11 protein-coding genes and 4 pseudogenes are annotated in these 12,590 nt (G+C 56.6%); 9 read left to right on the top strand and 6 right to left on the bottom strand.

Going from position 1 to position 12,590, the window contains the following annotated elements:
- The 7 genes and pseudogenes from AW06_RS21000 to AW06_RS16160 all read left to right on the top strand — a co-directional run.
- A pseudogene (locus tag AW06_RS21000) lies at positions 1-336 on the top strand (hypothetical protein); the annotation flags it as partial.
- Positions 281-1,072, top strand: coding sequence for a restriction endonuclease subunit S (locus AW06_RS16175; RefSeq protein ID WP_273704799.1), 792 nt, complete (start codon positions 281-283; stop codon positions 1,070-1,072). The pseudogene AW06_RS21000 and the gene AW06_RS16175, both read left to right, overlap by 56 nt.
- A 349-nt stretch (positions 1,073-1,421) precedes the next feature.
- Positions 1,422-2,720 carry a Fic family protein gene (locus AW06_RS16170; protein WP_273704798.1) on the top strand — a complete coding sequence of 433 codons (1,299 nt, stop codon included), beginning with the start codon at positions 1,422-1,424 and terminating at the stop codon, positions 2,718-2,720.
- Between the two features lie 44 nt (positions 2,721-2,764).
- Positions 2,765-2,986: pseudogene (locus tag AW06_RS20995) on the top strand (hypothetical protein); the annotation flags it as partial.
- A 76-nt stretch (positions 2,987-3,062) separates the two neighbouring features.
- Positions 3,063-3,779, top strand: a complete 717-nt coding sequence (locus AW06_RS16165) for a type I restriction endonuclease (protein ID WP_337958800.1) — start codon at positions 3,063-3,065, stop codon at positions 3,777-3,779.
- Positions 3,677-4,150 (top strand): annotated as a pseudogene (locus AW06_RS21495) (DEAD/DEAH box helicase family protein); the annotation flags it as partial. The gene AW06_RS16165 and the pseudogene AW06_RS21495, both read left to right, overlap by 103 nt.
- 202 nt (positions 4,151-4,352) lie before the next feature.
- Positions 4,353-5,198 (top strand): type I restriction enzyme endonuclease domain-containing protein, encoded by an 846-nt coding sequence (locus AW06_RS16160; RefSeq protein ID WP_273704797.1) that lies wholly within the window; start codon positions 4,353-4,355, stop codon positions 5,196-5,198.
- Here AW06_RS16160 and AW06_RS20990 read toward each other — a convergent pair.
- The 6 genes and pseudogenes from AW06_RS20990 to rpmH all read right to left on the bottom strand — a co-directional run.
- Positions 5,154-5,531, bottom strand: a pseudogene (locus AW06_RS20990) (tyrosine-type recombinase/integrase); the annotation flags it as partial. The gene AW06_RS16160 and the pseudogene AW06_RS20990 sit on opposite strands and share 45 nt — an antisense overlap.
- 190 nt (positions 5,532-5,721) lie before the next feature.
- Positions 5,722-7,092 carry a tRNA uridine-5-carboxymethylaminomethyl(34) synthesis GTPase MnmE gene (gene mnmE, locus AW06_RS16150; RefSeq protein ID WP_138678588.1) on the bottom strand — a complete coding sequence of 457 codons (1,371 nt, stop codon included), beginning with the start codon at positions 7,090-7,092 and terminating at the stop codon, positions 5,722-5,724.
- Positions 7,058-8,740: a membrane protein insertase YidC gene (yidC, locus tag AW06_RS16145; protein ID WP_034952075.1), complete on the bottom strand. Its 1,683-nt coding sequence runs from the start codon at positions 8,738-8,740 to the stop codon at positions 7,058-7,060. Before yidC ends, mnmE begins: the two co-directional genes overlap by 35 nt.
- Positions 8,741-8,766: 26 nt before the next feature.
- Positions 8,767-8,976, bottom strand: a complete 210-nt coding sequence (gene yidD, locus AW06_RS20985; RefSeq protein WP_138678586.1) for a membrane protein insertion efficiency factor YidD — start codon at positions 8,974-8,976, stop codon at positions 8,767-8,769.
- Positions 8,977-8,980: 4 nt separating this feature from the next.
- Positions 8,981-9,310: a ribonuclease P protein component gene (gene rnpA, locus AW06_RS20980; RefSeq protein ID WP_246148885.1), complete on the bottom strand. Its 330-nt coding sequence runs from the start codon at positions 9,308-9,310 to the stop codon at positions 8,981-8,983.
- A gap of 65 nt (positions 9,311-9,375) precedes the next feature.
- On the bottom strand, positions 9,376-9,510 hold the full coding sequence (gene rpmH, locus AW06_RS20975; protein WP_138678584.1) for a 50S ribosomal protein L34: 135 nt from the start codon (positions 9,508-9,510) through the stop codon (positions 9,376-9,378).
- 308 nt (positions 9,511-9,818) lie between these two features.
- Between rpmH and dnaA the strand changes: the two genes are divergently transcribed.
- Positions 9,819-11,195: a chromosomal replication initiator protein DnaA gene (gene dnaA, locus AW06_RS16135; RefSeq protein WP_034952071.1), complete on the top strand. Its 1,377-nt coding sequence runs from the start codon at positions 9,819-9,821 to the stop codon at positions 11,193-11,195.
- Between the two features lie 211 nt (positions 11,196-11,406).
- Positions 11,407-12,537, top strand: coding sequence for a DNA polymerase III subunit beta (dnaN, locus tag AW06_RS16130; protein ID WP_034952069.1), 1,131 nt, complete (start codon positions 11,407-11,409; stop codon positions 12,535-12,537).
- The last annotated feature ends 53 nt before the right edge of the window (positions 12,538-12,590 follow it).

Genomic DNA, 12,590 nt, shown 5'->3' with positions numbered 1-12,590 from the left:
TGTAGGGGAGTGAATGATTACAAAGTGGCAGAGTTTTCGCGCATTTCCGTCGGAGAGCTTGTCGCATCAGGCGAAGCTGAATTGACAACTGGCCCTTTCGGAACGCAACTCAAAGCCAGCTATTACACGGAGAACGGAACTCCTGTCATCAATGTCCGCAATATCGGCTTCGATAGCATCAAGACCGACAAACTGGAGTTCATTTCCCGATCAACACGCGACCGTCTTTCATCTCACATTCTCAAGAACGGGGGACATTGTTTTCGGTCGGAAGGGTGCAGTGGAAAGGCATGTGTTCATCCGCCAAGAACAAAACGGGTGGTTTCAAAGCTCTGACTGTCTGCGTCTCCGGTTTTCCTCTCAGCGAGTGGATCCACTGTTTGCCTCATACTATTTCCTGACTCCGGATCATCAACGCTGGATGATGAATCAGTGTTCGCATGGCGCTACGATGGCGTCGCTGAACCACGGAATCTTGGAACGTATTGAGCTTCCACTTCCCCCGCTCCCCGTCCAGCAACGCATCGCGGGCATCCTGTCGGCCTACGACGAACTCATCGAGAACAGCCAGCGGCGCATCAAGATTATGGAGACTATGGCCCGCACCCTCTACCGCGAGTGGTTCGTCCACTTCCGCTTCCCCGGCCACGAAAACCACCCCCACGTCGCATCCCCCCTCGGCAAGATTCCACAAGGGTGGGAGGTGAAGAAATTAGGCGAAATCGCAGAAGATATGCGGCGCAACGTACCCAAAGGGCCACTCGAAGATCCAGCCCCCTTCGTTGGTCTCGAACATATTCCACGAAGATCACTCGCGCTTGACACATGGGAAACCACGGCGGAACTTGGCTCCAACAAGTTGGAGTTCAAGAAAGGCGAAGTTCTCTTCGAAAAAATTCGGCCGTATTTCTACAAAGTCAGCGTCGCGCCATTCAACTGTCTTTGCTCTGCCGACACAGTCATCATCCGCTCTCGAAGGCCGGAACATTACGCCATTGTTGTGGGCTGCGTTTCGGACGACGAGTTTGTAGCGCTCGCTACCGCTACATCAAATGGTTCAAAAATGCCTTGAGCAAGCTGGGCCGTGCTCGCGGAGCACCAAATCACGATCCCGACATCGGCTGTTGCGCAACAGTTCTCGGCAGTCATCGAGCCAGCAATCGCGCAGATGCAGGCTCTCGTTTTCCCAATCCAAAACCTCTGACGCACCCGCGACCTGCTGCTGCCGCGCCTGCTCTCCGGCCAGATCGAGATCGAGGCAGCTTAAGCACGCCTGGCAATTTCTACTAATCTTTAGTCAATTTAGTAGACTTTGCTCACCTCGCCTGCCTATACTAATTTCTACTAATTCATAACTACATTAGTAGACAATGCGCCTCCCCCAACACGCCCCTGCCGTCGAAACCGTCTTTGCTCAACTCATGCCTGAGCGCATAACGACGGCCATGCAGCACTTCAATCCACTCCCCTCGGGCAAGTATCTGCACTGGGATGAGTTGCGCCGGCGGCCCACCCCGGAGGGGTTGACACACCTTGAATGGTGGGCAGTCGTCAGCATTTCACGCGCGACGCTGCTTCAGGCCTTGCCCCTGCGCGACAAGCAGGGCAAGCCCTTTGTCTTCGCCACACCCAGCCCGGTGGCAATCGATTTGCACCATATCGACCGCGATGCGGCCGGCCAGATTCGGTCAGCCGAAACGCCGCTCAAGGCAGATTCGCAACGCTATTTGATCGGCTCACTGATCGAAGAGGCCATTACCTCCAGCCAACTGGAAGGTGCTCCAACCACACGAAAAGTGGCTGCCGCCATGTTGCGCAGCGGTCGCAAGCCGCGCGACCACGGCGAGAAAATGATCTTCAACAACTACCGGGCCATGGAACACCTACGCTCACTGCGTGACGTCCAGCTCACGCCTGGGCATGTGCTCGAACTCCACCGTATATTGACTGAAGATACGCTGGACGATCCGCTCGATGCAGGACGTTATCGGACCCATGACGACGTGCATGTGGTTGATGCGCGAGACAACACGACCTTGCATTCGCCGCCGACGCATACCGAATTGCCTGCGCGCATGCAGCGGCTGTGCAATTTCGCCAATGCCGATGAAACGTCCTTGCCCTTCGTGCATCCGGTGTTGCGCGCGATTTTGCTGCACTTCATGATCGGCTACGACCACCCGTTTGCCGATGGCAACGGACGCACGGCACGGGCACTGTTTTACTGGTCGATGGCGCGTAGCGGTTACTGGCTGATGGAGTACACGTCGATCAGCCATATCCTGCGCAAGGCACCGGCGAAATACATGCGCGCCTATTTGCATACGGAAACTGACAAGAACGACACCACCTATTTTGTCTTGCACCAGTTGCAGGCCATACGTCAGGCGATCGCCGCGTTGCACGAGTATGTGGCCCGGAAGTCGCGCGAGCAGAAGGAAACCGAGCAACTGCTGGCGGCATCGCCCGCGTTGCGAGGGCGTTTCAATCACCGGCAAACGGCACTGCTCAACCACGCATTGCGTAATGTCGGCGGGGCGTATCGGGTAGATGCCCATCAACATTCACACGCGGTAGCCTACCAAACTGCACGTCAGGATCTGCTGGCACTGGAGTCGCAGGGGCTGTTGGAAAAAACCAAGCAGGGGAATGCCTTTGTGTTCTATGCCCCTGCAGACTTGCGTAACCGTTTGCATGTTTTGTCGAAATCCGGCACATGACAGCCCACGCCTAGTCCGAGGACCAGCTCGTCGAGCAACCCGCTATCGGGCCATTCGGCGCGCTCGGCTGGCAGACGGTGTCGGCGCTGGAAGAAACTCTTGGCGCGGGCGGAACACTCGGCCGCGAGACCAAGGGCGAGGTGATGCTGGTGAAGCGCCTGCAAGCGACATTGGGCAAATTGAATGGCAAGTTGCCGCCGGAAGCGATTCAAACCGCCATCGATGAACTGACCCGCGACCGCTCGGCGATGAGTCTGGAAGCCGCCAACCGCGAGGTCTATCGACTGCTCAAGGAAGGCATCACCGTGTCCGTTCCCGACCGCGAACACGGCGGCCAGAGTGGTGGCCAACGCACCGAAACGCCTGCGCGTGGTGAATTGGGAGCATCCCGAGAACAACGACTTCCAGTTGGTCAGCCAGTTCAGCGTGACCGGCTCGCTCTACATCTGCCGGCCCGACCTGGTCGGCTTCGTCAACGGTCTGCCCTGGGTGGTGATCGAACTCAAGAAGCCTGGCGTGCCGGCGCGGGCGGCCTTCGACGAGAACCTCACTCACTACAAGAAGCAGATTCCGGCGCTGTTCTGGAGCAACGCACTGCTCATCACCAGCAACGGCACCGACAGCCGCGTCGGCTCGCTCACCGCCGACTGGGATCGCTGGGTGGAGTGGAAGCGCATCGAGCGCGAGGATGAACCGCGCCGGCTGTCGCTGGAAGTGATACTGCGCGGCACCTGCGACCCTGCCCGCCTGCTCGATCGGGTCGAGAACTTCACGCTGTTCTCCGAATACAAGGCCGGGCTGGCCAAGATCATCGGCCAGAACCACCAATTTCTCGGCGTCAATAACGCTGTTCGCAAGATGCTCGAAGCCCGCCAGCTGGGCCACGGGCGTGGCGGCGTGTTCTGGCAGACGCAAGGCAGCGGCAAGAGCTTCTCGATGGCGTCTTCGCCCAGAAGGTGCTGCGTAAGCTGGCCGGCAACTGGACCTTCGTGGTCGTCACCGACCGTGTGGAACTGGACGAGCAGATCGCCAAGACCTTCAAGACCACCAGCGCGGTAAGCGAGGCCGAGGGCGACGAATGCCACGCCGCCAGCGGCGCCCATCTGCGCGACCTGTTGCGCGGCAACCACCGCTACGTCTTCACGCTGGTGCACAAGTTTCAGACGCCAGAACTGCTGTGCGACCGCTCCGACGTGATCGTGCTGACCGACGAGGCGCATCGCAGCCAGTACGACACGCTGGCGCTCAACATGCGCGCCGCGCTGCCCAAGGCAATGTTCCTGGCCTTTACCGGCACGCCGCTGATTGCCGGCGAGGAGAGCACCAGGGAAGTCTTCGGTGACTACGTCTCGATCTACGATTTCCAGCAGTCCATCGAAGACGGTGCCACCGTGCCGCTGTTCTACGAGAATCGCACGCCGGAATTGCAGCTCGTCAATCCCGCCCTGAACGAAGGCATCTACCGTCTGAGCGAGATGACGCCCGAACAGGCGCGGCGCGATCTGCGCATGGCCGAACTGAAACAACGGCTGGACTTGCTGACCAGCACCGACATGGCGGTGATCGTTTCGCCGGGGCAGAACGAAATCCAGCAGATGCAGACCCTGGGCCTCGACATCGAACCGCAAGCGGATGAACGAATCGCAGCCGGGGCTGGACGAGAAGTTCAAGGACACCGACGACCCGCTACGCCGCGACTTCTTCGCCCATGGGCGACTGGTCAGCACGCTCTACCGCGCCGTCAAGCCCGACCCGTCGGCGCTGGAATTCGCCAGCCGGGTCGCCTGCCTGACTACGCTGGCCGAGGCTATTCGTGCCAAGCTGAACTTGAATCCGCCAGACTTCTCGCAGGTGATGGGGCAGATCAACGGCCTACTCGACGAATCCATAACCGGCCATGAAATCCGCCAGTCGGGACCACCCGCACTCGACCTCTCGAAGATCAACTTTGAGGCGCTTGCGCAACGCTTCAAGGAATCGAAGCACAAGAACACCGATCTCGAAGTCCTCAAGGCCGCGATCTACGTCCAACTGGAGAAGATGATCCAGTTGAACCGCACTCGCGCCGACTTCACCGAGAAGTTCGAGGCGCTGATCGAAAGCTACAACGCCGGCAGCTGCAGCATCGAGGAACTGGTGAAGCTGTCGAACAGCCTGAACGACGAGCAGGAACGCCATGTGCGGGAGAACATGAGCGAGGAAGAGTTGGTCATCTTCGACATCCTGACCCGGCCTGCGCCGGAACTGACGACTGAGGAACGCGCCGAGGTGAAGAAGGCTGCCCGCGAACTGCTGACGCAGCTCAAGGCGTTGCTGGTGCTCAACTGGCGTCAGAAATCAACGGCGCGCTCGCAGTTGAAACTCACCATTGAAGACACGACAACGGTCTGCCGCGTGCCTACACGCCAGACGTGTATCACCAGAAATGCTCGGCGATTGGTCGATCGACCGCAGCAGTCGGCCGATTTCATCCGATGACAGTGCCATGTCGCGGTCGGTAATTTGGAGCACGTCATCAACAGTCACGTCGACGATCTGCTTCGCACCGATCGCCGGCAGTACGTCCTTTTCCAGGACGCACTTGAAGTTGCGTGGGGTGCTGTTGGCAGGTTCGGCAACTTCGGCGAACCATCGCCAGGCTAAGGCTTCCACCGTGTGGATTTCCTTGGCTTCGGCCTCTTGGGCCTTCACCTTCGCCACCGTTTGCGAACACCATTTCTTCAGGAAGGCGGTTGCCAGTGCTGCGACTTCCGGCGCCGTGTCGTCGGGGATCTGATCGCCACGCTTCAAGGCCATTGGCGACAAGCCACGTTGCGTCAATGTCGTGCAGGCCTCACGCCCTTTTTGTGCCCATGAAGCAACGCCACCATGGGCACAAATATGGGTACAATTTAATGTGGATTCGTGCCAAACGTGCAAGCCAACAGCAGAACAAAAAGCCCGCTTTTACACGGGCTTTCAACAGGTTAGCGGTACGTTTCGGAATGCTCTGGAAGCCTTGCTACTTTCCAATACAGAATCGACCAAATATCTCCCCAAGCAGGTCATCGGTACTGAACTCGCCGGTAATCGTGCTCAGCGTCAACTGCGCCAGCCTGAGTTCTTCGGCGAAAAGTTCCAGCTGTGGCAACTGCTGATATGCCTTTTCAATATGGTGGCGAGTTTCGGTGAGCGCTTGCAGATGGCGTTCGCGGGCGATGAAGACATCTTCGGCAGGATGCCAGCCGACGACGCGCAACAATTCCTGACGCAACAGCTCGACGCCCTCGCCAGTTTTTGCACTCAGTGCAATCGCCACGGCGTCGGCTTCTTGATGACATGCAGCCGCTCGCGACGTCAAATCGATCTTGTTGTACACGGTCAGCCGGGCAAGGTGGGTGGGGAGTTTCGCGACAATCGCTCGTTCGGCCTCACCGACGCCGGTGCGGGCGTCAACAAGCAAGACGACGACATCGGCGCGCTCGATCTCGCGCCAGCTGCGTTCAATGCCGATCTTCTCGATCTGGTCTTCAGTTTCCCGCAGGCCCGCTGTGTCGATCACGTGCAATGGAATGCCTTCAACCTGCAGCGTGCTGCGGACCAGGTCACGGGTGGTTCCGGGAAGAGGGGTGACGATCGCCAGCTCGTCGCCAGCGAGGCAATTGAGGAGGCTGGACTTGCCGACATTTGGCTGACCCGCAAGCACGACATGCAATCCCCCCTGCAACAGGCGGCCCTGTTGTGCGCGGTCGAAGACCTGGGTCAGGTGCTGCTGCAAGCGCTCAAGGCGCCCAAAGGCATCGGCTGCTTCGAGAAAGTCGACTTCCTCGTCAGGGAAATCAAGGGTAGCCTCGACCAGCGTACGAAGTTCGATCAACTGCCCAAGGAGGTGATTCACTTCCTTCGAGAACTCACCCTGTAAGGAACGTACGGCGCTACGGGCAGCGCTGCATGTCGCGGCGTCGATCAGGTCGATGACCGCCTCGGCTTGTGCCAGATCGAGTTTGCCGTTGAGGTAAGCAAGGCGGGTGAATTCGCCGGGTTCGGCCAGGCGGGCGCCGAGTTCGAGGCAACGCATGAGCAGCATCTGCATGACTACCGGGCCACCATGAGCGTGCACTTCGAGGACGTCCTCGCCGGTAAACGAATGCGGCGCAGGAAAATACAGGAGCAGCCCGCTGTCGATAGTGCTGCCATCAGCAGCCCTGAAGTCGCTGAGGGTGGCAAACCGAGCGGCTGGTCGTTTGCCGCTCAATGCCGCGGCGAAATCAATGAGGCTTACGCCCGAGACGCGGATGATGCCGATGCCACCGCGACCGGCAGCGGTCGCGATGGCGGCTATCGGTGCTTTGCCAGACTCAGATCTTGCTGTCGTTGGCGGCTTTTCCGCCACTTTCGATCATCCTTGTGATCTGCCATTGCTGGGCAATCGACAGAAGATTGTTGACCACCCAATAGAGCACCAGTCCTGCCGGAAAGAAAAAGAACATCGCACCAAAGATGAACGGCATCATCATCATCACTTTGGCCTGGATAGGATCGGGCGGAGTGGGATTGAGCTTGGTCTGGACCAGCATCGTGACTACCATGATCACTGGCAGCACATAGTAGGGGTCGGCAGCCGACAAATCACTGATCCAGAGAATCCAGGGCGCATCACGAATTTCGACGGCACCAAGCAAGGCCCAGTACAGCGCGATAAACACGGGAATCTGCACCGCTATCGGCAGGCATCCTCCCAGCGGGTTGATTTTTTCACGCTTGTAGAGTGCCATCATCTCCTGGTTGAGCTTCTGGCGATCGTCACCGTAACGCTCTTTGAGAGCCATCAGGCGGGGCGTAACGGTTCGCATTTTCGCCATTGACTTGTAACTGGCTGCCGAGAGCGGAAAAAACAGCAGCTTGATGGCAATGGTAAGCAGAACAATCGACCAACCCCAATTGCCGACCAACTTGTTGATGGCTTCCAGACACCAGAAGATGGGTGCGGCAATGACCGTCAACCAACCGTAGTCGACCACCAGTGGCAAACCCTGCGCACCAATGCCGCCTTCTGCCTTGGGCTTGGCCAGTTGCTCGAGAATGACCTGAATCTGGGGACCGGCATAAATCGGCACCGAGATCGCCACCTTAGCACCCGGCGCCGCTACTGGTGCCGGTACGATGACACCTGCCGACACCACCGGATGGGTACTGCTTTCGAGTTTGCGCATGTAGAACTCGCGCGGCAGCCCTGCTTCAGGAATCCAGGCGGCGACAAAATAGTGCTGAACCATCGCAATCCAGCCATTGTCGGCCTTGCTGGCGAACTTGGCCTTGCCTTTTGCAATGTCGGCAAAATCGACTTTCTGGAATTTTTCCTGATCTGTGTAGACCGCCGGGCCAGTGAAAGTGGACACCATTGAACTCTCGCCTTCGGGAGCGTTGATGTCACGCTGCAACTGGTAATACACGTGCGCGGCGACTTCCTTCTCGCCCTGATTTTCAATCTCATGGGTAACATCGATCAGATAACTGTCGCGTGTGAAAGTGTAGATCTTTGTCACCTTGACGCCGTTGCTGACCGGTGCTTCGAGTCGCAGTTCAACGGTCCTTGTATCACCTGCCAATTCCTGGTTTCCGGATGTGACCGAGAAGAGCGTTTTGTGGTTTGGCAGGCTCTCGCCAATCAAACCACTCTGTGCAAGGTATTGGTGCTTGGCCTCGAAAAGGGCGAAGTTCTTGGCTTTATTATTGCTGTCCTTGTAGGCCTTGAATTCGAGGCGAACAAGATCGCCGCCTTGCTTGGCCACCTCGGCGACATACAGATCGGTTCTGACTGTGACTGTCTCGGACTTGTCAGCGCCTGCCACATCGGTCGTTACAGGTGCTGAGGGCAGGGGTGCGTGCAGGTTTACAGAAGGCTTCGGTGCGGGGGCCTCGGCCACAGCGCTGGCGGCAGGAGATGCTGCCTTGGGCTGGCTGTACTTCTGCCAAGCATCCCAGAGCATGACCAGAGAGAATGAGAAGACGATGAGCAGCAGCAGGCGGCGGTTATCCATGAAAGCCTATACGATTCGATTTATATTCAGGGTACAGGGTCAAAACCACCCGGATTCCATGGATGGCAACGGAACAGTCGGTGCAGGGCGAAGCGCGCGCCCTTGATGGCGCCATATTTTTCCACAGCTTCAGTTGCGTACTCGGAACAACTCGGGAAAAAACGGCAACGGCGGCCCAGCATTGGGCTGACCGCGAATCGGTAGAAGCCTATCAGCGTAAGCAGCATTTGTTTCATCGGATCATTGTCGAGATGAAGTGGCTTTGCTCAACAAGCCTTGTATTTCCTGCGCCAGGGCTCGCCGGTCAAGCATTAAAGGTCTGACCGCCAGGCGAAGCACCAGATCGCTTGAGCCAAGCCGTGAACGCATCAGTCGAAACTGCTCTCTAGCCAATCGTCGCACAAGGTTTCGATCAACCGAGCGCCGCAGGAAGCGCTTGGCGACAACCAGGCCCAGTCGCGCTCCGGGCACTTCATCGATGCTACGCGGGCGGTAATGTAGCAGGAAATGCCGGCTCTTCAGTGCCCTTCTGAAACCAAAAACGGATGAATACTCATCCGTTTTGATCAAGCGATATTGCTTCGGAAAAGCGGTAGCAGATACTGCAGGGTCACCGGCGGTAGATGACCTGCCGCTCAAACTGCCAAGCGGTGGCGACCTTTGGAGCGACGTGCCTTGATGACAGCACGACCACCACGGGTGGACATTCGAACGAGGAAGCCGTGTGTACGCTTACGGCGAACAACTGACGGTTGATAGGTACGTTTCATGGTTAAACCTTTGAAGTCAAAGCAAGAAAAACGTATGATTAGACAGCTTCCGATAGAGTCTTGTCAAGGCCATATTTTTTCCTGAGCTGTGGATAACTTCCGTCCAACCAGTTAGAATTCAGCCTTCAGCGAGCTGGACAAGGTCTTCGATGGTCGAGCCGAGCGGCAGCAGGTTCCACTGGCCGGCGAACCTGGCTGCATCCTGTCGGCAGAGAATGCATCCATATTATTGATTCTGAAAAAAACACCTATCATCGGAAGCTATTGTTGATGCCGCACCACTACAGGATTACGCGTCATGAGCCTCAATGAGTAGCTTCTGGTCTTCCTGTCTGAGCCAGTTCGAACAGGAACTTCCTTCTCAGCAATTCAATACCTGGATTCGCCCTCTTCGTCTAGAAGGTGATGATGCACGTGGCCTGCGTCTACTAGCGCCGAACGGTTTCATTCTGAAGTGGGTCAAGGAGCGCTATCTGGCACGCATCGAAGCACTGGCAAGTGAATACTTTGCCACGCCTGTCAACATCACACTGAGTCTGGGAGAACGTACGGCAGCAAACTCCAGTGACAGTGCAATGCCAGCAGGCAAGGCCACGCCGGCAGTCTCCACGACAGCCAAGAAATCCTCCTTGCCGACCGATAGGGATAGATCAGGCTATGAAAAAACTCGCTTGATTGCTACCTTTACCTTTGGCAACCTGGTCGTCGGCAAGGCCAACGACCTCGCACGGGCGGCTGCCCAGCAAGTTGCCATCAGCCCTGGGGAAGCCACTTATAACCCGCTGTTCATCTATGGCGGAGCAGGTCTGGGCAAGACACATCTCATTCATGCGATTGGTAACCGGATTGTCGAGCTTGATCCGGAAAAGGTGGTGCGTTATGTCCATGCCGAAGATTACTATTCGGACGTTGTTCGTGCCTACCAGCAGAAGTCTTTCGACGTCTTCAAACGCTACTATCGTTCATTGGACGTTCTACTCCTCGACGATGTGCATTTCTTCAATGGCAAGAACCGAACCCAGGAAGAATTTTTTTATGTTTTTAATGCCTTGAGTGAATCCAGGAAGCAGATTGTGATCAGTTCGGATACCTATCCGAAGAATATATCGGGTCTTGAGGATCGACTGATTACCCGCTTTGACTGGGGGCTAACGGTCCAGATAGAGCCTCCGGAAACGGAAATGCGGGTAGCAATCCTGAAGAAGAAGGCAGAAGTGGAAGGCGTGGAGCTGGACGACGAGGTGGCTTTCTATGTCGCCAAACACTTGCGCTCCAACGTTCGGGAACTGGAAGGTGCGCTCAAGAAGGTGCTCGCTTACTCCGCGTTCCACGGGCAGGGGATTACTCTGGATCTGGCCAAGGAGGCCCTAAAGGATGTGATTGGTTCGGTCAATCGACAGATCACCGTCGACAGCATCCAGAAGACCGTAGCAGAGTATTTCAAGATGAAAGTGGCCGACCTCTTCTCGAAGAAGAGAACGCGGGTAGTCGTTCGACCACGCCAGATCGCCATGTGGCTGGCCAAGAACCTGACGTCGCAGAGCTATCCGTCAATAGGTGATGCTTTCGGTGGTCGTGATCACACGACCGTTCTGCATGCCGTACGCACCATCGATGAGCTGCGCGCCAAGGACAACGAGCTCAACCATGATGTGCACGTTCTCCTGCAGGTGCTGAAAGGCTGATGGACCAGTAGGAAAAGTCCGTGGGCAAGTGGCTGACAACTGGTGGACAAAGTGCCCAGAATGGGTCTGTGGATAAGTTATCCGCTTACATCCACAAGTTCATACCGTCTTTCTACAGCCGTTAATTAGTAGCCAATATATTGAATTACATACAAAATAAGAATGCTTCAACAGACTTGTCCGGACCTTAGTCTTTATAGGATTTATATATATGCTCTTTACTAAAACACGGCGAGACATCCTGCTGGGACCCCTGCAGGCAGTTTCAGGAATTGTGGAAAGGCGTCATACCCTGCCGATTCTTTCAAACGTCCTGCTCGAAAAAAGGGGAGGGGTGCTGACACTTCTCGCGACGGACATCGAGATCCAGATCACCACGTTCACTTCCGATTCCAGCGGCGATGGCGATGGCGCGGTCACCGTTGCTGCGAGAAAGCTGCAGGAGATTCTGCGATCCTTGCCGGAAAGCGCGGAAGTCAGCCTTATTCTCGAGGACCGGCGAATGCAGGTCAGGGCAGGCAAGAGTCGCTTCAACCTGCAGACGCTGCCTGCGGAAGACTTTCCCTGCATGGCGATTGCGGAAGGGGAGATCAAGAATGTTGTCGTGAGTCAGAAGCAGTTCCGTCATTTGCTGTCGCAGACCCAGTATTCGATGGCTACTCAGGACGTGCGCTATTATCTGAACGGACTTCTGCTGCTCGTTGAAGCCCGTGAATTACGGGCGGTGGCGACCGATGGTCATCGACTTGCCTACGCGAGCATGCCTCTCGAAGATACGGGGGATACCCCCTCCGGTAAGGCTGATGCGCGGCATGAACTGATCCTGCCGCGCAAGACGGTGATTGAACTCAGTCGTCTGCTGACCGACTCCGATGAGCCCGTCTCGATCGAAATACTGTCGAATCAGATACGTTTCCAGTTTGGTCCGGTCAATCTGGTCTCCAAGCTGATCGATGGCAAATTCCCGGATTATCAGCGGGTCATCCCGTCGACCCTGCGCAACGTGGTGACGGTGAATCGCACGACGCTGTTGCAGTCGATGATCAGGGCTGCCATTCTGACCAACGAAAAATTTCGCGGTGTTCGGCTCATCCTGTCGGAGGGTGGTTTGAAAATCATGGCAGCCAATGCCGAGCAGGAAGAGGCGCAGGAAGAGATTGAGGTCAGCTACAGTGGTGAGCCGCTCGATGTCGGTTTCAACGTTTCCTATCTTCTTGATGTCTTGAACAATACCTCTGACGAAACCATCGAATGGGGATTCAACGACGCCAACTCAAGTGCCTTGTTGACCATCCCCGGCAACGATCAATTTAAGTACGTTGTCATGCCTATGCGGATCTGAGTGTGATTTGAGCGCGCCTGCAGCCACTGTAGTTTGGCAGGAAGAGAAGTGTT

Source organism: Candidatus Accumulibacter cognatus (genome assembly GCF_000584975.1).
GTDB lineage: Bacteria > Pseudomonadota > Gammaproteobacteria > Burkholderiales > Rhodocyclaceae > Accumulibacter > Accumulibacter cognatus.
Note: the sequence above shows the minus strand (reverse complement) of the source record. Positions and strands in the feature narration are given on the sequence as shown.

Excerpts from the sequence above, each read along its gene's own strand:
- AW06_RS16170 (WP_273704798.1), top strand. The coding sequence starts at position 1,422 with ATGCCTGAGCGCATAACGACGGCCATGCAGCACTTCAATCCACTCCCC.
- AW06_RS16160 (WP_273704797.1), top strand. The coding sequence starts at position 4,353 with ATGAACGAATCGCAGCCGGGGCTGGACGAGAAGTTCAAGGACACCGAC.
- yidC (WP_034952075.1), bottom strand. The coding sequence starts at position 8,740 with ATGGATAACCGCCGCCTGCTGCTGCTCATCGTCTTCTCATTCTCTCTG.
- yidD (WP_138678586.1), bottom strand. The coding sequence starts at position 8,976 with ATGAAACAAATGCTGCTTACGCTGATAGGCTTCTACCGATTCGCGGTC.
- rpmH (WP_138678584.1), bottom strand. The coding sequence starts at position 9,510 with ATGAAACGTACCTATCAACCGTCAGTTGTTCGCCGTAAGCGTACACAC.
- dnaA (WP_034952071.1), top strand. The coding sequence starts at position 9,819 with ATGAGTAGCTTCTGGTCTTCCTGTCTGAGCCAGTTCGAACAGGAACTT.
- dnaN (WP_034952069.1), top strand. The coding sequence starts at position 11,407 with ATGCTCTTTACTAAAACACGGCGAGACATCCTGCTGGGACCCCTGCAG.